Origin of the sequence: Buchnera aphidicola (Greenidea ficicola) (assembly GCF_039386055.1) — a bacterium.
Classification (GTDB): domain Bacteria; phylum Pseudomonadota; class Gammaproteobacteria; order Enterobacterales; family Enterobacteriaceae; genus Buchnera_K; species Buchnera_K aphidicola_A.
This window is the reverse complement of record NZ_CP135012.1, coordinates 174,370-200,314: the sequence shown is the minus strand read 5'-3', so window position 1 is coordinate 200,314 and position 25,945 is coordinate 174,370. Positions and strand designations below refer to the sequence as shown.

The following is a 25,945-nucleotide window of genomic DNA, read 5'->3' as shown; positions in this document are numbered from 1 at the left end:
ATGAAAATTTTTAAAATAAGCCTTGCTTATCAAATCATAATTGCTTTAATTTTAGGAAGTATTTTGGGTATTTTATTACATAATTATCCAAATCAACGTGTTTTTGTTATAAATCATTTTTTAAGTCCTGCTGGAGATATTTTTACTCATTTAATAAAAATGATTGTAGTTCCTATTGTTATGTCAACATTAATAGTTGGAATTTCTTCAATAAGTGATATAAAAAAAATAGGAAGAATTGGAATAAAAACTATTATTTATTTTGAAATAGTTACTACATTAGCAATTATTGTAGGTATTGCATTAGCTAATTTTTTTAAACCTGGTAATGGAATTGATATGTCATTATTAAAAATGGTTGATATTTCAAAATATAAAATAAATAATATATCTTTAACAAATACTTCTCATGATTTTATGCATTTGATTTTATCTTTAATACCTCAAAATATTTTTAATTCAATGTCAAAAAGTGATATGCTTCCTATAATATTTTTTTCTGTTTTATTTGGATTAGGATTATCTTCTTTACCAAAAAATAATAAAAAACCATTAATAAAAATTTTTAAATCTATTTCTGCTACTATGTTTAAAATTACAAATATAATTATGAAATATTCTCCAATAGGTGTTTTTTCATTAATTGCATTAACAATATCAAATTTTGGTTTTTCATCTTTAATACCATTAGCAAAATTAGTATTTTTAGTATATATAGCAATAATTTTATTTGCTTTTGTAATATTAGGAGCAATAGCAAGAATTTGTAATTTTAAAATTACAATGTTAATTAGAATATTAAAAAATGAATTAATTTTAGCTTATTCTACTTCAAGTTCAGAAACAGTATTACCACAAATTATTAAAAAAATGCAAGATTATGGAGCTCCAAAATATATTACTAGTTTTGTTGTTCCAACTGGATATTCATTTAATTTAGATGGTTCTACACTATATCAAAGTATTGCTGCTATTTTTATTTCTCAATTATATGGAATTGAATTATCTATTACTGATCAAATAATATTAGTATTAACTTTAATGATTACTTCTAAAGGTATTGCGGGAATACCTGGAATTTCTTTTGTTGTTTTATTAGCAACTTTAGGTTCAGTTGGTATACCTTTAGAAGGTTTAGCATTTATTGCAGGTGTAGATAGAATAATGGATATGGCTCGTACTGCGTTAAATGTAATTGGTAATTCATTAGCTGTTTTAGTTATTTCTAGATGGGAAAATAAATTTAATGATATAAAATCTAAAAAATATGAAAATAATATTTTAAATAAAATATATTAATTTTATTTTNTNANTNANTNATAATNNATTTTTTAAAAACGTTATTAAATTAATTTAAATATTTTTATTATTATAAAATTAATATATAAAATAATATTAATTATTTAAAATATTTTAAATAAAGAGAAGTTTAAATGAATGAAGTAGTATATATATCATGCGCAGAAAGTAAAAAAATAGAAGTATGGAAATTAAATAATAATGGAAAATTAAATTTAATTCAAATTATTAAAACAAAAGGTCAAACACAACCACTTTGTATTAATAAAAAAAAAAAATTATTATATGTTACAATAAGACCAAATTATTTTTTATTAATTTATAAAATAAATTCAAATGGTTTATTAAAATTTTATAAAAAAAATATTTTATTATCCAGTGTAAATCATATTTCTTTAGATCAATCTAATAAATTTATTTTTTTAAGTTCATATCATTATGGAAATATAAATATTTTTATTTTAAATAAAAATGGTTATCTTTTTTCTAAACCATATAAAATTATATCAAATTTAAAAGGATGTCATTCTTCATATACAGATCTTAAAAATAAAAAATTATTTATTTCAGCTTTAAAAAAAGATTCAATTTATATTTATAATTTAAATATTAAAAAAAAAAAAATATTTAAAAAAGATCAAAAAATAAAAACTGGTTTTAATTTTGGACCTAGGCATATGTCTTTTAATAAAAATAAAAAATATGCATATAGTATTAATGAAATAAATGGTTCAATTGATGTTTGGAAAATTAAAAATTTAAATAAAATTATAAAAAAACAAAATATTAATATTATACCTAAGAAAATAAATTATAAACCTTGGTCTTCTGATATTCATATACACCCTTCAGGAAAATTTTTATATGCTTGTGATAGAACATATAATTTAATTACATTATTTCATATATTAAATAATGGTTCTTTTTTATTAATTAAAAAATATTTTATTACTGAAATACAACCAAGATCATTTAATATTAATTCTAATGGAAAATTTTTAATTGTAGCAGGTCAAAAATCAAATACTATTTCTTGTTATTCTATATGCAATATAACAGGAGATATAAAATTTGTCTCTAATTATACAGTTAATAAAGGACCTTTATGGGTTTTATTTAAAAATTTTTAAATATTTATANTNCAATATTTAAAATTTTAATAATTTATAAATTATAATTTAATTAATAATTTATTTATTACTAATTTTAATAAATTTTTTAAAATAAAGGAGAAATTATTTTATAAATTAAATTAAAATAACATATAATAAAAAAATTTTTATATTTAATTTAATTTAATTTATAAAAATTATAATTTTATTAATTATATACTGGAAATTTTTTACATATTTTTAAAACTTTTTTTTTAATTAATAAAATTTTTTTAATGTTATTAATATCATTTAAAATATCACTAATCCAATTTGCTATTTTTATTACTTCTTTTTCTTTAAATCCTCTTCTAGTTATTGCAGGAGTTCCAATTCTAATTCCTGAAGTAATAAAAGGATTTTTAGTATCATTAGGAATAGAATTTTTATTAATAGTTATATTTGCTTTATTTAAGGCAATATCAGCTTCTTTTCCTGTTATTTTTTTTTCTGTTAAATCAATAACAAATAAATGATTATATGTACAATTAGAAATTATTTTAAAACCTTTATTTTTAAAGGTATCAACCATTTTTTTTGCATTTTTTAATATTTGTTTTTGATATAATATAAATTTTTTTTCTCTTGCTTCTTTAAACGCAATTGCTTTACCTGCAATAACATGCATTAATGGACCACCTTGAATTCCAGGAAATATAGAAGAATTTATTTTTTTATGTAATATTACATTATTAGAATTAGATAATATCAAACCTCCTCTAGGACCAGCTAAAGTTTTATGTGTAGTAGAAGTAACAATATGTGCGTATTTTAAAGGATCAGGATATAATTTTGCAGCAACCAAACCAGCAATATGAGCCATATCTACTAAAAAAAAAGCTTTTATTTTATTAGCAATATAACGAATTTGTTCCCAATCACATAATCCTGAATATGATGAAAAACCACCAATAATTATTTTTGGTTTATATTTTAATGCTAATTTATAAATTTCTTTATAATTAATATTTCCTTTATTATTAATTCCATAATTTATTGTATTATATAATTTTCCTGAAATGTTTACTAATGATCCATGAGTTAAATGTCCTCCATGAGATAAATTCATTCCTAAAATTAAATCTCCTGGTTTTAATAATGTTTGATAAATTGCAAAATTAGCTTGCGAACCTGAATGAGGTTGTACGTTTGCATAATTAGCATTAAATAAACGTTTTGCTCTTTTAATTGCTATTGTTTCTATAATATCTACATATTTACAACCACCATAATAACGATAACCAGGATAACCTTCTGCGTATTTATTTGTTAATATTGATCCTTGAGCTTGCATTACTAATTTACTAGTATAATTTTCTGAAGCAATTAATTCAATATGTTCTTCTTGTCTTTTTTTTTCTGATTTAATTGCATTCCATATTTTTTTATCATATTTTTTAATTTTTTTATATTTTAAAAACATAAATTTATCCATTTTTATCAAAATATTAATTTATAATTTTTTTATTATAAAAAAAATTATTTAAAAAAGAAAAAATAAATTTTTTAAAAATAATTTTTTTTTTATTAATTTTACATATTTTTATATTAATGTACTTATTTTTTCTTTCTTTATTTCCTATATAAAAAATAAGATCAATATCAAATTTAGAAATATAATTATTAATTTTTTTATTAATATTATTAATACTAAACATAATTTTTAATTTCGGAAAAAAAAATCTTATCTTTTCAGATAATTTTATAGCTAAAAATTGATTTTTTATTTTTGAAAAATATATAAAAATATTAATTTTTATTTTTTTTTTAATATTTTTAATATTTTTTTTTAATAATATTAATCTTTCCATTCCAATTGCAAAACCTAATGAAGGAATTTTTTTATATCCTAATTGTATAAATAAATTATCATATCTTCCTCCTGAACAAATAGTATTTTGTGTTCCTAATTTTTTTGTTTTCCATTCAAATACAATATTATTATAATAATCTAATCCTCTTATTAAATTATTATTAATAATATATGGTATATTAAATTTTTTTAAAAGAAAACATATTTTATTAAAATTTTTTATAGATTTTTTATTTAAAAAATTTGACAAATGAGGAGCATTTATTAATAATTTTTTAATTTTTTTATTTTTACTATCTAAAATTCTAAAATAATTATTATTTATTTTTTTTTTAAAAAAATTATTTACAAAAATAATATTTTTTTTGAAAAATTTTTTTAATTTTTTTTCAAAAATAAATCGTTCTTTAATATTACCAATAGAATTAATTTCTAATGTAACATAATCGTTAATTTTTAATTTATTCCATATTTTACTATTTAATAATAATATTTCTAATTCTATATTAGATCCTTTAAATCCATATATTTCTGCTCCAAATTGATGAAATTGTCTAAATCTTCCTTTTTGAGGTCTTTCATATCTAAACATTGGACCAAAATACCATATTTTTAATATATTATTAGATAACAAATTATTTTGAATAATAGCTCTTACACAACTTGCTGTAGCTTCTGGTCTTAAAGAAATAGAACATCCTTTTTTATCATTAAAAATATACATTTCTTTATTAATAATATCAATATTATTATTTATTGATCTTTTAAATAATATAGTTTTTTCTAAAATTGGTAATCTAATTTCATGAAAACAATAATTTATTAATATATTTTTAATTATTTTTTCGATTTTATTCCACCAATATATATTATCTTCAGGTAATTGATCATGCATTCCTCGTAAAGATCTAATTTTTTTCATAAAAACCTTTAAAAATTTTAAAAGAAATAATAAAATTATATATCTTGTAATGATAATTGACCACAAGCTGCATTAATATCATTACCTCTATTTTTTCTAATTGTAACAATAAAATTTTTTTTTTTTAAAAAATTATAAAATTTTAATATTTTTTTATTATTACTAGAAAAATAATTAGATTTATTATAATAATTAAATGGTATTAAATTAATTTTACTAGGAATATTATTTAATATTTTTATTAATTGATTCGCTATTTTAATACTATCATTAATATTTTTTAACATTATATATTCAATTGTAATTTTTTTTTTATTAGTTTTTGATATTTTTAAATATTTTTTTATTTCATTTAATATTTCATTAATATTATATTTTTTATTAACAGGAATAATTTTTGATCTTAATTTATTATTCGGTGCATGTAAAGATAATGCTAATGGAACATCTATTGATTTTCTTAATTTTTTTAAACCTGGTGTAATTCCAACTGTAGATAATCTAATGCGATATTTAGATATATTAAAACCATAATTATCTTTCATAATATTTATAGAAGTAATTATATTTTTAAGATTTAATAAAGGCTCTCCCATTCCCATAATAACTATATTAGTAATTTTTTTTTTTTTAAGTTTTTTATTAATATTTAATATTTGTCCAATAATTTCAGAAACGTATAGATTTCTATAAAAACCTATATCTCCAGTTGAACAAAAAGAACATTTTAAAGAACATCCAATTTGTGATGAAATACATATTGTATTTCTATTTTTTTCAGGAATATAAACAGTTTCTATAAATTTATTATCTATTTTCATGATATATTTTACACTATTATCAATAGATTTTTTTTTATTTATAATTATAGGAGATTTTATACATGCAATTTTTTTTAATTTTTTTCTTAATTTTTTACTTAAATTTGACATTTTATCAAAATTATTATAATTATAATGATATATCCATTTAAAAATTTGATCTGCATGAAAATATTTCTCATTAATAGATATAAAAAAATTACGCATTTTTTTTCTATCAAAATTTAATAAATTAATTTTCATAAAATTATTAAACCTATTATATAATTATTTATATTTTAAAATATAAATAAAAAAAATTTAAAATATTATATAATATATTTTATAAAATTAATTATTTTATTATTTTTAAATTTAAAATAATATATAAAATTAACATAATAAGATTAAATTATGAAAAAAATTTTAAAAAAAATTTATCAATGTAAAAATATAACAAAAAAAGAAAGTAAAAAATTATTTCAATATATTATTAATAATAAATTTAATGAAATACAATTATCTGCAATTTTAATTGCTATGAAAATAAAAGAAGAATCTTCAGATGAAATTTTAGGAGCTGTATTAAGTCTTAAAAAAACATGTAAATTTTTTCCAAAACCAAAATATTTGTTTTATGATATTGTAGGAACAGGAGGAAAAGATTTAAATATTATTAATATTTCTACTGCAACTGCTTTTGTTTTAGCTTCTGCAGGAATTAAAATTATAAAACATTGTAATTATAATATGTCTAGTAAATATGGTTCTGCTAATATTTTAGAAATGTTTAATATTCCAATAAATATATCTCCAAATAAATCTAAATATCTTTTAGATAAATATAATATTTGTTTTTTACTTGCTCAAAAATATTATTCTAATTTTAAATCAATAAAAAATATTAGAAAAAACATTAATACTAGAACAATATATAATATTTTAGGACCTTTATTAAATCCAGCAAAACCAAATTCAATTGTTATTGGTGTATATCATAAAAATTTAATTTTACCTATTATTACTATTTTAAAAAAATTAAAATATAAAAATGCAATAGTAATAAATAATAATAATATTGATGAAATTTTATTAAATGGAACTAATAATGTTGCTGAATTAAATAATAATATTATTAAGAATTATAAATTAAAATCAAAAGATTTTGGATTAAAAAATTATTCTAAAAATAAAATTAAAGGTGGAAATATAAATTATAATACTAAAGTAATAAAACATATTTTAAAGGGAACAAAAAAATATATAGCATTAGAGAATACTGTTGCTGCAAATGCTGCTATTTTTTTAAGAAATTTGGGATTTTATAATTTAAAAGAAAATACAAAGTATATTTTAAATATTATTAATAGTGGAAAAGCTTATCAAAATCTTCTTTCTATTGCTAATAGTTGGTAAAAAATGAAAATTAATTTTTTAAATAAAATTTTAAAAGTAAAAAAAGATTGGATAAATTTTTATAAAAAAAATAAAAATATTGAATCATTTAAAAATAAAATAAAATTAAGTACAAGAAATTTTTATAATTCTTTTAATAAAAAAAAAATATCATTTATTTTAGAATGTAAAAAAAAATCTCCTTCTTTAGGATTGTTAAGAAAAAATTTTAATTTATTTGATATTTCTAATATTTATAAAAAATATGCTTCTGTAATTTCTGTAGTAACAGAAGAAAAATATTTTGGAGGAAATTTTAAAAATTTATCTATAGTTAGTAATTTAGTAAAACAACCTATATTATGTAAAGATTTTATTATTGATGAATATCAAATTTATTTAGCAAGATATTATCAAGCAGATGCTATATTATTAATGTTATCAATTTTACATGATAATGAATATATTTATTTGTCAAATATTGCTAAAAAATTAAATATGGGAGTTTTAACAGAAATTAATAATATTGATGAAATGAAAAGAGCAATAAAATTAAAATCAAAAATTATTGGAATTAATAATAGAAATTTAAATAATTTATCTATTGATTTAAATATAACAAAAAAAATAGCTCCTTTAATTCCAAAAAAAAATATTATTATTAGTGAATCTGGAATAGATAGTTTTAAAAAAATAAGAAAATTAAAAAAAATAGTAAATGGTTTTTTAATAGGTTCTTATATAATGAAAAAAAAAAATATAAAAAATACTATTAAAAGTTTAATTTTTGGAAATAATAAAATATGCGGTTTAACAAGAAAAAAAGATGCTATAATATCGGAAAAATCAGGAGCAATATATGGAGGATTAATTTTTTGTAATAATTCAGTAAGAAAAATAAATATTAATTTAGCAAAAAAAATTATAAACTCTTCTAATTTAAAATATGTTGCTGTTTTTAATAACAATTCTATACAAGAAATTATAGATATATGTAATAAAATTAATTTACAAGCAATTCAATTACATGGAAATGAAACACAAAAATTTATTAATAATTTAATAAAAAAAATCAATCCAAAAATAAAAATATGGAAAACTTTTATTATTAATAATAAATTTCCTAAAATGAATTTCAATTTTATAAAACATTATTTATTTGATAATAATAAAAATAATAATAAAAAAACATTTAATTGGTCAATTTTAAAAAATAAAAATATTGAAAATGTTTTTTTAGCTGGTGGTTTAAATGAAAAAAATTGTAAAAAAGTTATGAAATTTAATTGTTTTGGACTAGATTTTAATTCAGGTTTAGAAAAAAAACATAGAATTAAAGATAAAAAAAAAATTAAAAATATTTTTAATATATTGCGTAATTATTAAAAAAGGTAAATTTAATATGACTTTATTAAATTCATATTTTGGTAATTTTGGAGGTATGTATGTTCCTCAAATTTTGGTTCCAATTTTATATGATTTAGAAAAAGTATTTATAAATTCTTTAAAAGATATTACTTTTAAAAAAAAATTAAATTACTTATTAAAAAATTATGCAGGAAGACCAACACCATTAACATTGTGTAAAAATTTAACTAAAGGAACAAATGCAAAAATTTATTTAAAAAGAGAAGATTTATTACATGGAGGGGCACATAAAACTAATCAAGTTATAGGGCAAGCATTATTAGCAAAAAAAATGAAAAAAAAAGAAATTATTGCTGAAACTGGAGCTGGACAACATGGTGTTGCTACTGCGATGGTTTCTGCTTTATTAGGATTAAAATGTCGTATATATATGGGAAATAAAGATATTATTAGACAAAATTCTAATGTTTATAGAATGAAATTAATGGGTGCAAATGTTATTCCAGTAAATACAGGATCAAGTTCATTAAAAGACGCTTGTAATGAAGCTATAAGAGATTGGTCTGAAAATTATAAAAATTCACATTATATTATTGGAACAGCTGCTGGTCCTCATCCATATCCAACTATTGTAAAAACATTTCAAAAAATTATTGGAAAAGAAACAAAAAAACAAATATTAAAAAAAGAAAATAAATTTCCAGATTCAATTATAGCTTGTGTTGGAGGGGGTTCAAATGCTATTGGTATTTTTTCAAAATTTATAAAAAATAAAAATGTAAAATTAATTGGAATTGAACCATCTGGTAAAGGAATTGAAACAAATGAACATGGAGCTACTTTGTTAAAAGGTAAAAAAGGTATTTATTTTGGAATGAAAACATCAATTATTCAAAATAATTATGGACAAATTAAAGAATCTTGGTCTATTTCAGCTGGTTTAGATTTTCCTGCTGTTGGACCAGAACATGTTTGGTTAAGAGATATAAAAAGAGTAAAATATTATTCTATTAGTGATATAGAAGCTGTTTTTGCTTTCAAAAAATTATGTAAATATGAAGGAATTATACCTGCATTAGAATCATCTCATGCTTTAGCTTATTCTTTAAAAAAAATTTATAAAAACCCTAAAAAAAAACAAATTATAATAGTTAATTTATCAGGAAGAGGAGATAAAGATATTTTAACTGTATATAATTATAATAAAAAACAAAGAGTACCTTATGAATCGATATAAAATATTATTTAATAAATTAAAAAATAAAAAAGAAGGTTGTTTTATTCCTTTTTTAGTTTTAGGAGATCCTTTTATAAAATTATCTTATAAAATTATTTCTACAGTAATAAAATCTGGAGCAGATGCAATAGAATTAGGGTTTCCTTTTTCTGATCCTATGGCAGATGGGGTAATTATACAAAAAGCTAATAACAGAGCACTTAAATCTAATATTAATTATTTACATTGCTTTTCATTATTAAAAAAAATACGTAAAAATTTTCCATTTATACCTATTGGTTTATTAATATATGTAAATTTAATTATTAATATTGGAAAAAAAAATTTTTATAAAATTTGTAAAAAATTAAAAATTGATTCAATTTTAATTGTTGATGTTCCTGTTGAAGAATCAAGTTCTTTTTTATATTTATCTAAAAAATATAATATTTCTCAAATATATATTTGTCCACCAAATGCAAAAAAAAAATTAATTAAAAAAATTGCATTATTTTCTACAGGATATATATATTTATTATCAAGAAATGGTGTAACAGGAATAAAAAATAATTCTAATATTTCTTCTGAAAAAATTATAAAAAAATTTGAAAAACTAACAAAAATACCTTTATTACAAGGTTTTGGAATATATAAAAAAAAACAAATAAAAAAAATTATTTCTAAAGGAATAAAAGGTGTAATATGTGGTTCTATAATAATAAAATTGATTGAAAAAAATATTAATGATCCTAAATTAATGTTATATAAATTAAAATCATTAATAAAATCATTTAAAAATTCTACTAAATTGTAAAATAAATAAATTTATTATATTTTAAATATTATTATTTCAATATAAATATTATTAATATAATTTTGTTAATTAGGTACTATTATGAAAAAAATTATTGATATAATACCAATATTATTTTTTTTTATTATATATAAAGAATATGATATTTTTGTAGCATCAAATATGTTAATTGTAACTTCTGGAATTACAATTATAATAAAATGGTATTTTTATGATGAAATTAAAAAATTTGATATTTTAAGTTTTATTTCAGTGTTATTTTTTACTGCTTTAACCATATTATTACATAATAGTCAATTTATTAAATTAAAACCTACATTTATATATTTTTCTTTAGCTATATTTTTATTTATTAATCATATATGGATGAAAAAACTTTTTGTAAGAAAAATTTTAAAAAAGAAATTTATTTTATCTAATAAAGTTTATAGAAAAATAAATATATCATGGATATTATTTTTAATAATATGTGGTTTAAGTAATACATATGTAGCTTTAAAATTACCAGATGATATGTGGATTACTTTTAAAATTTTTATTTTAAATTTAGCTATATTATTTTTTATTTTATTAAATTTTATTTATATAAAAATTATTGCAAAAGAAAAAAAAAATAATAAAAAAAAAAAATAAAAATATTTAAAAATGTACCAAAAGGAAAAATAATGCTAAAAATATTAGCAATGCCAAAAAATACTAATGTTAATGGAAAAATTTTTGGAGGTTGGATTATGTCAAAAATGGATCTTGGAGGTGCTATTTTAGCTAAAAAAATTTCTAATGGAAAAGTAGCTACTGTTTATGTTAATAATTTAATATTTATTAAACCTATTAATGTAGGAGATATTGTGAGTTGCTATGCAAAATGTATTAATATAGGAAAAACTTCTATGAAAATTAACATAGAATTATGGATTAAAAAAATAATTTTAAAAAAAAATATATTTCTTGCAGCTAAAGCAAAATTTGTTTATGTTGCAATTAAAAAAAATGGAAAAAAAAGAAATATAATAAAAATATAAATATTATTTAATAAAAAAAAATAAAATTTTTTTTATATAATAATTTTTAATGATTTTGGAATATAATAAAATGATTAAATTTTTTTGTTTCTTAAATTATTTATTTTTTTTTATACATTGGATTATATTAACTATAATTAAAATACAAATTTTAAAAAAAAAAAAATAACATTTTTAATTAAATTTTTAATTTTATTATATGTAATAATTTTATTTTTTTTAATTATATGGTTTATTTATAAAAAAAAAAAAATATTAAAAAAAAAAAAAATTTCATATATTATGAATTTAAAAAAAAAATATTATTTTAATTTTATTAAATCATTAAAAATAAATTATAATTTTAAAAATAGTAATTTAGCAAAACCGTTATTTAAATTATGCGATGAAAAACAAGGATTATCTGGAATTGCTTATAATAATATAAAAATATTAAAAAAAAATAAAAATATTATTAATAATATAATTTTTGATATTAAAAATGCTAAAAAAACTATTGAAATAGTTTTTTATATATGGCAACCAGGAGGAAAAGCTGATGATGTTGCAATAGAATTAATAAAATCTGCTAAAAGAGGAATAAAATGTAAATTAATGCTTGATTCTACAGGAAGTTCGCAATTTTTCAAAAGTAAATGGTTTAAAAAAATGAAATATGTTGGAATAAAAATTGTAGAATCATTAAAAATAAATTTTTTAAAATTTTTTTTAAAAAGAATAGATATAAGACAACATAGAAAAATTATTATTATTGATAATTATATTGTTTATACTGGTAGTATGAATTTAGTAGATCCAAAATTTTTTAAAAGATCATCAGGAGTTGGAAAATGGGTAGATTTAATGATTAGGATTAAAGGATCTATTGCAATAACTATGAGTATGATATTTTTTTGCGATTGGGAAATAGAAACAGGAAAAAGAAAAAATCCAATTTTATTTAAAAAAAAAAAAATAAAAAACATTAAAAAAAAAACTTTAATTCAAGTTATTCCTTCAGGTTCTGGTTTTTTAAAAAATATTATTCATAAAGTATTGTTAACTGCAATATATTCAGCAAAAAAAAAAATAATATTAACTACTCCATATTTTGTTCCAAGTAAACAATTATTTTATGCTATTTGTTTAGTTGCAAAAAGAGGAATAAAAGTAAAAATTATTTTACCAAAATATAATGATTCTTTTTTAGTACAATGGGCAAGTCGTTCTTTTTTTACAAAATTATTAAAATCTGGAGTTAAAATATATCAATTTAATAAAGGTTTATTGCATAGTAAAATTATATTAATAGATAATCAATTAAGTTTATTTGGAACATTAAATTTAGATATGCGTAGCATATGGTTAAATTTTGAAATAACTTTAATTATTGATGATAATAAATTTAATAAAAAATTAAAAAAAATACAACATGAATATATTTTACATTCTAAATTATTAATATTAAAAATTTGGTTATTAAGATCTTATTGGAAACGTTTAATAGAAAATATAATATATTTATTTAATCCATTATTATAATATTATTAAAAAATATTTATACTTTAAAAAATATTTATACTTTAAAAAAAATATTTATACTTTTAAAAATATTTTATTTAAAAATATTTTTTAAAGTATATAATGGATTATAAGCATTAGTAATTGTTCTTCCTAAAACTATATAATTAATTTTATTTTTAATAGATTTTTCTGGGGTAATAAAATTATAATGATCATGATTTAAATTATTTTTTATTCTTATTCCTGGTACTACAAATTGAAATTTTTTATTAATATTATTTATTTTTTTTTTAATATAAGGAACATAATTACCAGGACAAACTACACCATTCAATTTACATTTATATGCTAATTTAGATAAAATTAAAACATATTTTTTTATTGAAGTAAAAATAAAAAGATCTTTTAAATTTTGTTTATTAAAACTAGTTAATACTGTTACACCAATTAATAAAGGTTTCTCTTTTTTTTTAAAACCAATTAAAGAATTATATGCTTCTTTCATCATTTTTTTTCCACCAGAAACATGTATAGTTAACATAAAAACTCCTATATCAGCTGCTGCTTTTACAGCAGATGCAACTGTACTAGGAATATCATAAAATTTTAAATCTAAAAAAATATTAAAATTTAATTTTTTTAATTCATAAATAAATTTATTTCCATATAATGTAAACATTTTTTTTCCTATTTTTAAATAATATAAACTAGGATCAAGTTGTTGAACTAAATTCATTGCATCTTTTTTATATGTATAGTCTAAAGAAATAATAATTTTTGGTTTTTTTTTAAATAATTTTATAGACATAAATTACCTTTTAAATAAATTTATTAATTAATTTGTTTACTTGCATGATAAGATGATCTAACAAAAGGTCCACAAAAAACTTTATTAAATCCCATAGAAATAGCTTTTTTTTTTAATATTAAAAATTCATTAATAGTATAATATTTTTTTACAGATAAATGATATTTACTTGGTTGTAAATATTGACCTATAGTTAACATACTTACATTATTTTTCAATAAATCATAAAATACATCAATAATTTCATTTTTTTTTTCTCCTAAACCTATCATTAATCCAGATTTTGTGGGAATATTAGGAAATAATTTATTAAAATTATTTAATAATTTTAATGAAAAATCATAATTTGCACCTGGTCTTATTTTTTTATATAATCTAGGAACATTTTCAATATTATGATTAAATACATCAGGTGGATATTTTTTAATAATATTTAAAGCATATTTTATTTTTTTTCTAAAATCTGGTACTAAAATTTCTATTTTTATATTTTTTTTTATTCTTATTTCTTTAATACATTTAGCAAATTGTTTTGCTCCTGCATCTCTTAAATCATCTCTTGCAACTGAAGTAATTACAACATAATTTAAATTTAATTTAGAAATTAATTTAGCAATTCTTTTAGGTTCATTTTTATCAACATTATTAGGTCTTCCATTAGAAATTGCACAAAAAGGACAAGATCTTGTACAAATATTTCCTAAAATCATAAATGTTGCAGTTCCATTATTATAACATTCTGTTAAATTTGGACATAATGCTTCTTCACAAACAGAAATTAATTTATATTTTTTAATAATATTTTTAATTTTAATAATTTTATTAAAATTATTAGGTATTTTTATTTTAAGCCAATTAGGTTTTTTTAAAAAAAATGATTTTTTTTTTAAAATATTTTTAACAGGTATAAATTTATTTTTATTATTTTTCATTTTTATTAATTATATAAAAAAAATTAAGTATAATAATATATATTAAAAAAAAAAATAAATAAAGATATTAACTAAAATAAATTCATTTTTCTTATACCTTTATATTTTATTTTTTTAATATTAAAAAATTTAGTAAAATAATATAAAAATATATTTTTTAATTTTACAAAAGATATATTAGATGAATAATCTTTTAATTGAGTCATTTTAATAAATTTATCACCACAAGGAAAAATTAAATTAAAAGGAGATAAATTCATATCAACATTAATTGATAAACCATGTAAAGTACAACCATTAATTATTCGTAAACCAATAGAACAAACTTTTTTTTTATTAATATATATTCCAGGAAAAAATTTTTTTTTATATGATTTTATTGAAAAAAAATTAAAAGTTTTTATAACAATATTTTCTATTAATGTAATAAAAAAACTAGGTTTTATTTTTTTATTTTTAATATTAATTAATAAATATATAATTTGTTGACCTGGCCCATGATAAGTAATTTCACCTCCTCTATTTGTATGTTCATAAGGAATATTAGTTTTAATATTTATTTTTTTTATATTTAATTTTTGACCAACAGTAAATATTGGAAAATGTTCGACAAACCAAATTTCATCTTTAGAAAAAAAATTTCTTTTTTTAGTAAATTTATTCATTTCATAAAAAACATTTTTCCAATTTGTTAAACCTAAATTTCTAATAATAATCATATGAAATAAATTTATCCTTAAAATAAGCTTATAAATTTAAATTTATATATTAAAAATAATTTCTTTAATTCCTGAAGTTATAAATTCAATACCAATAGACATCAATAATAAACCCATAATTTTAGTAATTATTTTTAAAATATTTTTACCAATAATTAATTTAATACAAGAAGTCATTGAAAATAATAAAAAACATAAAATATTGAATATTAAAATTGTTATTAAACAACCTAAATGATTTAAAAAATTAGGATAATGCTCATTCCATATTATTGTTGAACTAATTACTCCTGGACCTGCTATTAAAGGAATAGCTAATGGTATAATTGCAACATTTTTAGAATTATTTTTTTTTTTAAAAGAAACTAATAATGTTTCATTAAGCATAGATAAAGCGATTCCTATAATTAAAATACCTCCTGCAATTTTAAAAGAACTTATAGAAATATTAAAAGTATGTAAAATAATATCTCCAAAAAAAACAGATATTAATAAAATTACAAAAACAGTAATATTAGTTAATATATTAGTTTTATATTTTTCTAAATTAGATTGTTCTTTAGTAAGATTTTCAAATATTGAAATCATTCCAATAGGATTTACTAAAATAAATAAATTTATAAAAAAACTTAAATAAATATAAAAATTATTAAATAAATTTTTCATATTTTCTCCGAAAAAAAAAAAAAATTATTTATTATTTAAAAAATAAATAATATCATAAAATTTAATAAATTAATATTATATTAAATAATATTCCAACCTCCATCTACAAAAATTACTTGTCCTGTAATTCCAAAAGATAAATTTGAACACAAAAAAGATGCTACATTTCCAATATCATAAATAGTAATTTTTTTTTTTAAAATATTATTTTTTTTATAACAATTTAAAAAATTTTTAAAATTTTTAATACTTAATGAAGATATAGTTTTTATTGGACCTGAAGAAATAGCATTTACTCTAATATTATTTTTACCAACAGATTGAGCAATATATCTTACATTAGCCTCTAAAGAAGCTTTTGCTAAACCCATAATATTATAATTTGGTATAAATTTTTTAGATCCAATAAATGATATTGTTAATATAGATGAATTAATATTTAACATATGTTTACAAGCTTTAATCATAGCAACAAAACTATAAGAAGTAATATCATGAGTTATTTTAAAAGATTCTTTTGTAATACAATCTAAATAATCTCCTTGTAATTGTAAGGATGGAGCAAAAGCAATAGAATGAACTAAACCATCAAATTTTTTCCAATGTATAGATAATTTTTTAAATAATTTATAAATATTTTTATCAAATCTAACATCACAAGGAATAATAATTTCAGAATTAAATTTTTTAGCTAATTTTAAAATTTTTTTTTTAAATTTATTATTTTGATAAGTAAATGCTAATTCTGCTCCATATTTATACATTTTTTTTGCAATTCCATAACTAATAGAAAATCTATTTAACATTCCAGAAATTAAAATTTTTTTACCTTTTAAAAAATTCACTATAATTCCAATTTTTTTTATTTAATAAATTAATATTAATTTATGTATATTAATTTAATATATAAAATATTTTTTTAATTACATTAATTTTTTAATTATATTTTTTGCATAACCAATATAATTTTTTGGTTGTAATGTTTTTAAATATTTTTTTTTTTTTTTTGAAATTTTTAAATTATTAATGAAATTAAACATTTTATTTTTATTAATAATTTTTCCTTTAGTTATTTTTTTCATATATTCATAAGAATTATTCATACCATTTTTTTTTAAAAAAATTTGTATTGGTTCTGCAAGAATTTGCCAATTATTGTTTAATTCTAATAACATTTTTTTTGAATTTATTTTTATTTTTTGTAATCCAATTAATAAAGAATCATAAGCAATTATTGAATATCCAAAAACTAAACCTAAATTACGTAAAACAGTAGAATCACTTAAATCTCTTTGCCATCTTGTTATAGGTAATTTATTAGACATATGTATCATTAAAGCATTAGAAATTCCTAAATTTCCTTCTGAATTTTCAAAATTAATAGGATTAATTTTATGAGGCATAATTGATGAACCAATTTCTTTAATATTAATATTTTGTTTAAAATAATCTAATGAAATATAACCCCATAAATCACGATTAAAATTTATTAAAATATTATTAATTCTAGTAATACAATTTAATAATTCAGCAATATAATCATGAGATTCAATTTGAGTAGTACAAGGGTTCCAAATTAAACCTAAAGATGTAACAAAATCTTTACTAACTTCACACCAATTAATTTCAGGATATGAAAAAACATGAGCATTATAATTACCAACAGAGCCATTAAATTTTCCTAAAATAGAAATTTTTTTAAATTGTTTTAATTGTCTTTTAATTCTATAATAAAAAATTATCATCTCTTTTCCCATAGTAGATGGAGTTGCTATTTGACCATGAGTTCTTGTAATTAATGAATTATTTTTATATAATTTAGCTAAATATTTTATATATGAAATAATTTTTTTAAAATAAGGTATAAAAATTTTTTTTTTAGATTTTTTTAACATCAAAGCATAAGCTAAATTATTAATATCTTCAGAAGTGCAAGAAAAATGTACAAATTGTTTTATTTTATAAAAAAATTTATTTTTTTTTATTTTTTTTTTAATAAAATATTCAATAGATTTTATATCATGTTTAAATTTTTTTTCTAATTTTTTTATTTTTTTTATATCATTATTAGATATTTTTTTTCTAATATTTTTAAGAAAAATTAATGAATTTTTACTAAATTTTGGAATTTCATTTATTTTTAAAATATTTGATAATTTTTTAAACCACTTTAATTCTATTTTCATTCTATATTTTAATAAACCATATTCACTAAAAATATTTTTTAAAAAAATAGTTTTTTTTTTATAACGACCATCAATTGGAGAAATATTTTTAAAACTTGAATTTAACATGTTATTTTCCCTAATATTTTACATTATTGATTAAAAAAACTTTTTCAATAATTCCACCACCAATACAACAATTAAATTTATAAAATACAGCAGATTGACCTAAAGTAACAGAAATTAATGAATGATATAATATTACTTTTATTTTTTTATTATTAATAGGAAATAAATTACATTTTATACTAGACATTCTATATCTAATTTGTACATTACAAAAAAATTTTTTTTTTAATATTTTACAATTAAACCAACAAATATTTTTAATAATAAAACCATAAGATTTTAAATATATATTATTTTTTCCTTGTGATACAATTAATATGTTTTTTTTTATATTTTTATCAATAATATACCAAGAAGAATTTTTAAAATTTTTTATTCCTCCTATTTTCATTCCTTTTCTTTGACCAATAGTATAAAACGATACTCCTTCATGAAAACCAATATTTTTTCCAAATATTGTAAAAATTTTTCCTTTTTTTTTTGAAATATATTTTTTTAAAAAATTTTTAAAATTTTTAGGTTCTATAAAACATATACCTGTAGAACTTTTTTTATTAGCAACTAAAAATTTTTTTTTATTTGCTATTTTTTTAATTATTTTTTTTGTTAAAAAACCTAATGGAAAATAAATTTTTTTAATTTTTTTATAATTTAATGTATATAAAAAATAAGTTTGATCTTTATTTAAATCTAATCCTCTATATAAAAAATTTTTATTATTAATATTTTTATTTATTGCATAATGACCTGTTGCTAAATAATCTGCTTTTAAAATATTAATTGAATATTTTAATAAAATTTTAAATTTTATTTTTTGATTACATAATATATCTGGATTTGGAGTATTTCCTTTTTTGTATTCTTTTAAAAATTTTTTAAATACTTTATTCCAATATTCATAAGAAAAATTTATTTTATGTAAATAAATTTTTAATTTTTTACATATTTTTTTAACATCTTTTAAATTTTTTTTTGAAGAACAATATTTTTTATTATCATTTTCTTCCCAATTTTTCATAAATAAACCTTCTACTATATAATTTTGTTTTTTTAATAACCAAGCAGTAATAGAAGAATCAACTCCACCAGACATTGCAATAATTATTTTTTTTTTTTTATTTATCATTTAAAATCCTTAATAAAAACAATAAAATATTTATAAAAATATAATAAGAGAAATATTAATGAAAAAAATAAGAAATTTTTCTATAATTGCACATATTGATCATGGAAAATCAACATTATCAGATAGATTTATTCAAATGTGCGGAGGGTTATCTGAAAGAGAAATGTCAGATCAAGTTTTAGATTCTATGGAATTAGAAAAAGAAAGAGGTATTACAATAAAATCTAGAAGTGTAACAATAAAATATATAAATAAAAAAAAAAAAAAATATAAATTTAATTTTATTGATACTCCTGGTCATGTAAATTTTTCATATGAAGTCTCTAGATCATTAGCAGCCTGTGAAGGAGCTTTATTAATTATTGATTCAACACAAGGGATAGAAGCGCAAACATTAGCAAATTGTTATCTCGCATTAGATATGAATTTAAAAATAATACCTGTATTAAATAAAATAGATTTACCTACTTCTAATATTAAAAAAGTTTCCCAAGAAATTGAAGATATAATAGGAATTTCTTCTAAAGATACCATTTATTGTTCTGCAAAAACAGGAAAAGGAGTTAAAAACTTATTAGAAAAAATTATAAAAAAAATACCACATCCAAAAGGAAATATTAAAAATCCATTACAAGCATTAATAATAGATTCTTGGTTTGATAATTATATTGGAGTAATTTCTTTAATAAGAATAAAAAATGGTTTTATTAAAAAAAATTTTAAAATACAAATTATGACAAATAAAAAAATATTTAACGTTGAAAAAATAGGTATTTTTACTCCAAAAAAAAAAAATAAAAAAATTTTATCTTGTGGTGAAATAGGATGGATTTCTTGTGGTATAAAAAATATTTCTTATATACCTATAGGTGATACAATTACATTATATAAAAATCCATCAAAAGAATCTTTACCAGGTTTTAAAATTATAAAACCAAAAATATTTTCTGGAATTTTTCCAGATAATGCTAATAAATATGAATTATTAAAAAAAGCATTAGAAAAATTAAAATTAAATGATGCTTCTATATTTTATGAACCAGAAAAATCTTTAATTTTAGGACATGGTTTTAGATGTGGTTTTTTAGGGCTTTTACATATGGAAATTATTCAAGAACGTTTAAAACGTGAATATAATTTAAATTTAATTTCTACGATGCCAACAGTAATGTATAAAATAATATTAAAAAATAAAAAAATAATATATTTAGATAATCCTTGTAAATTTCCGAATATTAATTTTATAAAAAAAATAAAAGAACCAATTGCTTTATGTAATATCATTGTAAATAGAAATTATTTAGGAAATATAATCACATTATGTTCAAAAAAAAGAGGAATACAAAAAAACTTAATTTATTATAAAAATCAAGTATCATTAATTTATGAAATTCCTATGTCAGAGGTTATATTAAATTTTTTTGATGAATTAAAATCATTATCTAGCGGATATGCTTCATTAGATTATAATTTTTTGAAATTTAAAAAATCAGATATAATAAAATTAAATATATTAATTAATTCAAAAAATATAGATTCTTTATCAATTTTAATACATAAAAAAAAATCACAAAAATATGCTAATGATATTATAAAAAAAATGTCTTTATTAATACCTAGACATCAATTTAATATTGTTATTCAAGCATCTATAGGAAAAAAAATAATTTCTAGAAGAAACATTTCACAATTAAGAAAAAATGTTTTATCAAAATGTTATGGTGGAGATATTAGTAGAAAAAAAAAATTATTAAAAAAACAAAAAATAGGAAAAAAAAAAATGAAAAAAATAGGAAATATAAATATTTCAAAAAAAATTTTTCATATTCTTTTAAATAAAAATAATTAAAAGGAAAAAAAATATGTTATTAAAATATATAATATTATTATTTATAATAATATTAATATTAAATTATAAAAAAAAATATAAATTTAATTTTAAAATAAAAATAATAAAAAATTTATTTATTATTTTTAAAAAAATATTTTTTATTATTTTATTAACAATAATAATAAAATTTTTTTTTTACGAACCATTTTATATTCCTTCTAATTCAATGAAACCAACATTATTAAATGGAGATTTAATATTAGTAAATAAATATTTTTATTTCATTAAAAATCCTTTTAATAATACAATATTAATTAATTACAAAAAACCTAATAATGGAGATATAATTGTTTTTAAACATCCTTATTATACAAATAAAATTTTTATTAAAAGAATTATTGGATTACCAGAAGAATATATAAATTATAATATAAATGAAAAAAAAATAATTATTTATAAAAAATATAAAAATAAAAAAAATTGTTATATAAAAAAAAAAATAACTTATTTTAAAAAAAAAAAATATTATGAAGAAAATATTAGTAATATAAAATATTTAATAATTTTAAAAAAAAATTTTTTTTCTTCAAAAAAAAAAAATATTCGTTTTATTATACCAAAAAATAATTATTTTTTAATGGGAGATAATAGAGATAATAGTTATGATAGTAGATATTGGGGTGTAATTAATAAAAAAAATATTATTGGAAAAACAACAAATATTTTATTTAATATTAAATTTAATATTAAAAATAAATTATTAAAAATAAAAATAAATAGAATATTTAAAAATATATATAATAAATAAAATTAAAATATTAAATATAAAAAATTGGTAAAATATGAATTATTTTATAATTAATAAAATAGAAAAAATATTATGTTATAAATTTAAAAAAAAAAAATTATTAATAAAAGCATTAACTCATCGTAGCGCTAGTAATAAAAATAATGAAAAATTAGAATTTTTAGGAGATTCTGTATTAAATTTTATTATTTCTTCAGAAATATATAAAAAATTTTCATTTAGCAATGAAGGAAATATGAGTAGAATAAGATCTCAATTAATTAAAGGAAAAACTTTAACAAAAATAGCAAACAAATTTAATTTAGGAAAATTTTTAAAATTAGGACAAGGAGAATTAAATAGTGGGGGAAAAAAAAAAAAATCTATATTAGAAAATACTTTAGAAGCATTAATAGGAAGTATATTTTTAGATAGTAATATTAAAAAAACAAAAAAAATAATATTAAAATGGTATAAAAAAAAAATAAAAAAAATAAATATAAAAAAAATTAAAAAAGATCCAAAAACTCGTTTACAAGAATATTTACAATCTAAACATTTACCTTTACCATCTTATTTAATTGTTCAAGTTTATGGAAAACCTCATAAACAATATTTTACTATAAATTGTTCTATTAAAGGAATAATAAAAAATTTAATAGGAATAGGAAGTAATAAACGAAAAGCGGAACAAAATTCTGCTCAACTTACATTAATAAAATTAGGAATAAAGTGAAAAAAAACAATTATTATTGTGGAAAAATAACAATTATTGGAAAAACAAATGTAGGAAAATCTACATTATTAAATAGATTAATTAAAAAAAAAATTTCTATAATATCATATAAATCTAATACTACACAAAAAAATATAAAAGGAATTTTTACTAATAAAAAACACCAGTTTATTTATATTGATACACCAGGTTGTATATATAAAAAAAATTTTTTTTATTTAAAAGAAAATATAAATATTTCAGATATAATAATTTTTGTAATAAATAAAAACATATGGAAAATAGAAGATGATAATATATTACAAAAAATAAAAAAAACTAAAAAACCAATTATCTTAGTAATAAATAAAATTGATTGTATTAAAAATAAAAATATATTATTACCTTATATAAATTTTATTAAAAATAAATTTTTATTTTATTCAATAATACCAATTTCATCTAAAACAGGAGAAAATATTAATATTTTACATAAAATAATAAAAAAAATATTACCTAAAAAAAAACATATATATACTAATAACATTATCACTAATTATTCTGATAAAAAAATTATTAAGGAAATTATTAGAGAAAAATTTATAAATATATTAAATAATGAATTACCATATTCCATAAAAATTAAATTAGATTATTTTAAAAAAAAAAAAATATTTTATATAATAAAAATAATAATTTTAGTTAAAAATATTAGACATAAAAAAATAATTATTGGAAAAAAAGGAAAAATAATAAAAAAATGTAATATTTTAGCTAGAAAAGATTTAGAAAAATTTTTTAATAAAAAAGTACATTTATTTATGTGGATTAAATACAAATTTTAAAATATAATAAAATTAAATTTAATTAAATTGTATTTAAATATGAAAATTTTTGGTTTAGGTATTGATATAATTAAAATATCAAGAATTAAAAAAATAATAAATAAATTTAAAAAAAAATTTATAAAAAAAATTTTAACAAAAAAAGAAATAATTTATTATTTAAAAAATAAAAAAACAAAAAAATATATCGCAAAAATATTTTCTGTAAAAGAATCAGCAAGTAAAGCATTAGGAACAGGAATGAGATTTGGTATAAATTTTAAAAATTTTGAAATATCAAATAATAAATTTGGAAAACCGAAATTAAAATTTTTTAAAAAATCTAAAAAAATATTTAAAAAAAAAAAAATAAAAAAAATACATGTAAGTATAAGTTATGAAAAAAAATATATTTTTTCAATGGTTATTTTAGAAAGATAAAATTATCTTTTTTTTTTAAAAAATTTTTTTAATAATAATGAACATTTTTTAAAAATTATTTTTTTTATAATTATTTTATTAAATATATTTTTTTTTAAAATAAAATTTTTACATATTTCACAATTTTTAAAATATTTTTTAGAAAAAGAACCAAAAACTAAACGTTTTATTCGACTATGCAAAATAGCTCCAAAACACATCATGCATGGTTGAATAGTAACATATAATGTAGTATTTAATAAACGATAATTTTTTATTAAATTTGCTCCTTTTCTTAAAGCAATAATTTCAGCATGCGCTGTAGGATCATTTTTTTTGATTGTAGAATTAAAACCTGTTCCTATAATTTTATTTTTATAAATTAAAACAGCTCCAATAGGTATTTCTTTATTTAATATATTTTCTTCAGCAAATTTAATTGCATATTTCATCCAATATTTATCTATTTTTTTTTTAATTTTAATTTTTCCATTTTCCAAGTATTTAATTTATCAATCATTCTTTTATCATATTTTTTTTTTCCTTTTGCTAAAGCAAATTTTAATTTACAAAAATTTTTTTTCCAAAATAATGAAAAAGATACAAAAGTATATCTTTTTTTTTTTTTTAAAAATAAAAGATTTTTAATTTGTTTTTTTTTTAATAATAATTTTCTATTTCTATTAATAATTATAGGTATACTTTTATCTATACAAGATGTAGCATATATAATAGAATTTATTAAATAAACTTCATTTTTTATAAAAGAAATATAAGAATTGTTTATATCTACTTTTTTTTTTCTTAAAGATTTTACTTCCCATCCTTGTAATACTATACCAGAAACAATTTTATTAATTATAAAATAATTATATTTAATTTTTTTATTTACACATATTATATTTTTTTTTTTATTATTCATAATTATAAAATGAAATTTAAAATATATTATTTTTTAGAAACAATTACCATTGCAGGTCGTAATAAACGATTATTTAATATATATCCATTTTGCATAATAAAAATTACTGTGTTGCATAAAAATTTTTCTGATTGTTGCATAGAAATAGCTTCATGAATACTAGGATCAAATGGTATATTAATTTTATTTATTTTTTTAACATTAAAAATTTTTAATAAATAATTAAATTTATTTAAAATATATTTTATTTTTCTTTTATATTTTATATTTTTTATATTTTCAAAATTTTTTTTATTTAATAATAAAGCTTGTTCTAAACTATCAATATTAGAAATTAATCCTATAATAATTTTTTTTAATGAAAATTTATAAATATTTTGTATTTCTTTATTTAATCTTATTTTAATTTTATTAAAATTTATATTATATTCTTTTTTTTTTTTTTTATAATTTAATTTTAATAAATTAAATTTTTTAATTTTTTTTTTTATTTTTTTTTGAAATTTTTTAATTTTTTTATTATTTAAAATTAAATCTTCATTTTTTTTTTTAATATTCATATTTTTTTATAATTAAATTATTTATATTTAAAATTATA

Annotated in this window: 26 protein-coding genes and 1 pseudogene; 14 read left to right on the top strand and 13 right to left on the bottom strand. The window is 16.7% G+C overall.

From position 1 onward, the window contains the following. Together gltP and RJT27_RS00950 are read left to right on the top strand one after the other, a co-directional pair. Positions 1–1,299, top strand: a complete 1,299-nt coding sequence (gene gltP / locus RJT27_RS00955) for a glutamate/aspartate:proton symporter GltP (protein WP_343189281.1) — start codon at positions 1–3, stop codon at positions 1,297–1,299. Between the two features lie 134 nt (positions 1,300–1,433). Then, positions 1,434–2,429: a beta-propeller fold lactonase family protein gene (locus RJT27_RS00950; RefSeq protein WP_343189280.1), complete on the top strand. Its 996-nt coding sequence runs from the start codon at positions 1,434–1,436 to the stop codon at positions 2,427–2,429. Positions 2,430–2,619: 190 nt separating this feature from the next. Here the strand turns inward: RJT27_RS00950 and glyA are convergent, their stop codons facing one another. From glyA to rlmN, 3 genes are read right to left on the bottom strand one after another with little or no spacing between them, the layout of a single operon-like run. Continuing rightward, positions 2,620–3,873 (bottom strand): serine hydroxymethyltransferase, encoded by a 1,254-nt coding sequence (glyA, locus tag RJT27_RS00945; protein WP_343189626.1) that lies wholly within the window; start codon positions 3,871–3,873, stop codon positions 2,620–2,622. Positions 3,874–3,898: 25 nt separating this feature from the next. After that, positions 3,899–5,185 (bottom strand): histidine--tRNA ligase, encoded by a 1,287-nt coding sequence (gene hisS, locus RJT27_RS00940; protein ID WP_343189625.1) that lies wholly within the window; start codon positions 5,183–5,185, stop codon positions 3,899–3,901. Between the two features lie 35 nt (positions 5,186–5,220). Beyond that, positions 5,221–6,249: a 23S rRNA (adenine(2503)-C(2))-methyltransferase RlmN gene (rlmN, locus tag RJT27_RS00935; RefSeq protein ID WP_343189624.1), complete on the bottom strand. Its 1,029-nt coding sequence runs from the start codon at positions 6,247–6,249 to the stop codon at positions 5,221–5,223. A gap of 150 nt (positions 6,250–6,399) precedes the next feature. Between rlmN and trpD the strand changes: the two genes are divergently transcribed. The 7 genes and pseudogenes from trpD to cls all read left to right on the top strand — a co-directional run bounded on the left by trpD (position 6,400) and on the right by cls (position 13,321). After that, positions 6,400–7,401 (top strand): anthranilate phosphoribosyltransferase, encoded by a 1,002-nt coding sequence (gene trpD / locus RJT27_RS00930; protein ID WP_343189623.1) that lies wholly within the window; start codon positions 6,400–6,402, stop codon positions 7,399–7,401. 3 nt (positions 7,402–7,404) lie between these two features. Further along, positions 7,405–8,766, top strand: coding sequence for a bifunctional indole-3-glycerol-phosphate synthase TrpC/phosphoribosylanthranilate isomerase TrpF (gene trpCF, locus RJT27_RS00925; RefSeq protein ID WP_343189622.1), 1,362 nt, complete (start codon positions 7,405–7,407; stop codon positions 8,764–8,766). Between the two features lie 16 nt (positions 8,767–8,782). Continuing rightward, the gene (trpB, locus tag RJT27_RS00920) at positions 8,783–9,985 is read left to right on the top strand and encodes a tryptophan synthase subunit beta (protein WP_343189621.1); all 1,203 of its coding nucleotides are present in this window, start codon (positions 8,783–8,785) and stop codon (positions 9,983–9,985) included. Then, positions 9,972–10,778: a tryptophan synthase subunit alpha gene (gene trpA, locus RJT27_RS00915; RefSeq protein WP_343189620.1), complete on the top strand. Its 807-nt coding sequence runs from the start codon at positions 9,972–9,974 to the stop codon at positions 10,776–10,778. The genes trpB and trpA overlap by 14 nt, the downstream gene beginning before the upstream one ends. Before the next feature lie 81 nt (positions 10,779–10,859). After that, complete coding sequence (locus RJT27_RS00910; RefSeq protein WP_343189619.1) at positions 10,860–11,411, top strand: septation protein IspZ; 552 nt, start codon at positions 10,860–10,862, stop codon at positions 11,409–11,411. Positions 11,412–11,443: 32 nt separating this feature from the next. Then, entirely contained in the window at positions 11,444–11,800 is a 357-nt protein-coding gene (locus RJT27_RS00905) for an acyl-CoA thioesterase (protein WP_343189618.1), read from the top strand. A 70-nt stretch (positions 11,801–11,870) separates the two neighbouring features. Continuing rightward, positions 11,871–13,321 (top strand): annotated as a pseudogene (gene cls / locus RJT27_RS00900) (cardiolipin synthase). 73 nt (positions 13,322–13,394) lie between these two features. Here cls and pyrF read toward each other — a convergent pair. The 7 genes from pyrF to mnmA form a co-directional block, all read right to left on the bottom strand. Next, positions 13,395–14,111: an orotidine-5'-phosphate decarboxylase gene (gene pyrF / locus RJT27_RS00895; protein WP_343189617.1), complete on the bottom strand. Its 717-nt coding sequence runs from the start codon at positions 14,109–14,111 to the stop codon at positions 13,395–13,397. Between the two features lie 23 nt (positions 14,112–14,134). Next, positions 14,135–15,043: a lipoyl synthase gene (lipA, locus tag RJT27_RS00890; RefSeq protein ID WP_343189616.1), complete on the bottom strand. Its 909-nt coding sequence runs from the start codon at positions 15,041–15,043 to the stop codon at positions 14,135–14,137. Between the two features lie 71 nt (positions 15,044–15,114). After that, positions 15,115–15,762 (bottom strand): lipoyl(octanoyl) transferase LipB, encoded by a 648-nt coding sequence (gene lipB, locus RJT27_RS00885; protein ID WP_343189615.1) that lies wholly within the window; start codon positions 15,760–15,762, stop codon positions 15,115–15,117. A 42-nt stretch (positions 15,763–15,804) separates the two neighbouring features. Beyond that, a complete protein-coding gene (locus RJT27_RS00880) occupies positions 15,805–16,428 on the bottom strand; it encodes a YchE family NAAT transporter (protein WP_343189614.1) in 624 nt (207 codons plus the stop codon). A gap of 80 nt (positions 16,429–16,508) precedes the next feature. Continuing rightward, positions 16,509–17,273, bottom strand: a complete 765-nt coding sequence (locus RJT27_RS00875) for an SDR family oxidoreductase (protein ID WP_343189613.1) — start codon at positions 17,271–17,273, stop codon at positions 16,509–16,511. Positions 17,274–17,351: 78 nt separating this feature from the next. Continuing rightward, the gene (gene purB / locus RJT27_RS00870) at positions 17,352–18,722 is read right to left on the bottom strand and encodes an adenylosuccinate lyase (RefSeq protein WP_343189612.1); all 1,371 of its coding nucleotides are present in this window, start codon (positions 18,720–18,722) and stop codon (positions 17,352–17,354) included. A gap of 10 nt (positions 18,723–18,732) precedes the next feature. Beyond that, complete coding sequence (gene mnmA, locus RJT27_RS00865; RefSeq protein WP_343189611.1) at positions 18,733–19,848, bottom strand: tRNA 2-thiouridine(34) synthase MnmA; 1,116 nt, start codon at positions 19,846–19,848, stop codon at positions 18,733–18,735. Between the two features lie 58 nt (positions 19,849–19,906). On the opposite strand from mnmA, the gene lepA reads away from it, so the two are divergent. The 5 genes from lepA to acpS are packed head-to-tail and all read left to right on the top strand — an operon-like array spanning position 19,907 to position 24,446. Beyond that, positions 19,907–21,697: a translation elongation factor 4 gene (gene lepA / locus RJT27_RS00860; protein WP_343189610.1), complete on the top strand. Its 1,791-nt coding sequence runs from the start codon at positions 19,907–19,909 to the stop codon at positions 21,695–21,697. A gap of 13 nt (positions 21,698–21,710) precedes the next feature. Further along, positions 21,711–22,487, top strand: coding sequence for a signal peptidase I (gene lepB, locus RJT27_RS00855; RefSeq protein ID WP_343189609.1), 777 nt, complete (start codon positions 21,711–21,713; stop codon positions 22,485–22,487). A 34-nt stretch (positions 22,488–22,521) separates the two neighbouring features. Then, on the top strand, positions 22,522–23,202 hold the full coding sequence (gene rnc, locus RJT27_RS00850; protein WP_343189608.1) for a ribonuclease III: 681 nt from the start codon (positions 22,522–22,524) through the stop codon (positions 23,200–23,202). Next, on the top strand, positions 23,199–24,026 hold the full coding sequence (gene era, locus RJT27_RS00845) for a GTPase Era (RefSeq protein ID WP_343189607.1): 828 nt from the start codon (positions 23,199–23,201) through the stop codon (positions 24,024–24,026). The genes rnc and era overlap by 4 nt, the downstream gene beginning before the upstream one ends. Before the next feature lie 39 nt (positions 24,027–24,065). Then, complete coding sequence (gene acpS / locus RJT27_RS00840) at positions 24,066–24,446, top strand: holo-ACP synthase (protein WP_343189606.1); 381 nt, start codon at positions 24,066–24,068, stop codon at positions 24,444–24,446. A gap of 2 nt (positions 24,447–24,448) precedes the next feature. On the opposite strand, the gene tadA is transcribed toward acpS, so the two are convergent. Genes tadA through RJT27_RS00825 form a run of 3 tightly spaced genes read right to left on the bottom strand, consistent with a single transcriptional unit; the run spans position 24,449 to position 25,907 of the window. After that, a complete protein-coding gene (tadA, locus tag RJT27_RS00835) occupies positions 24,449–24,925 on the bottom strand; it encodes a tRNA adenosine(34) deaminase TadA (protein ID WP_428994231.1) in 477 nt (158 codons plus the stop codon). Then, the gene (smpB, locus tag RJT27_RS00830) at positions 24,889–25,347 is read right to left on the bottom strand and encodes an SsrA-binding protein SmpB (RefSeq protein ID WP_343189605.1); all 459 of its coding nucleotides are present in this window, start codon (positions 25,345–25,347) and stop codon (positions 24,889–24,891) included. Before smpB ends, tadA begins: the two co-directional genes overlap by 37 nt. Before the next feature lie 26 nt (positions 25,348–25,373). Then, entirely contained in the window at positions 25,374–25,907 is a 534-nt protein-coding gene (locus RJT27_RS00825; protein WP_343189604.1) for a nucleotide exchange factor GrpE, read from the bottom strand. Between the last annotated feature and the right edge of the window lie 38 nt (positions 25,908–25,945).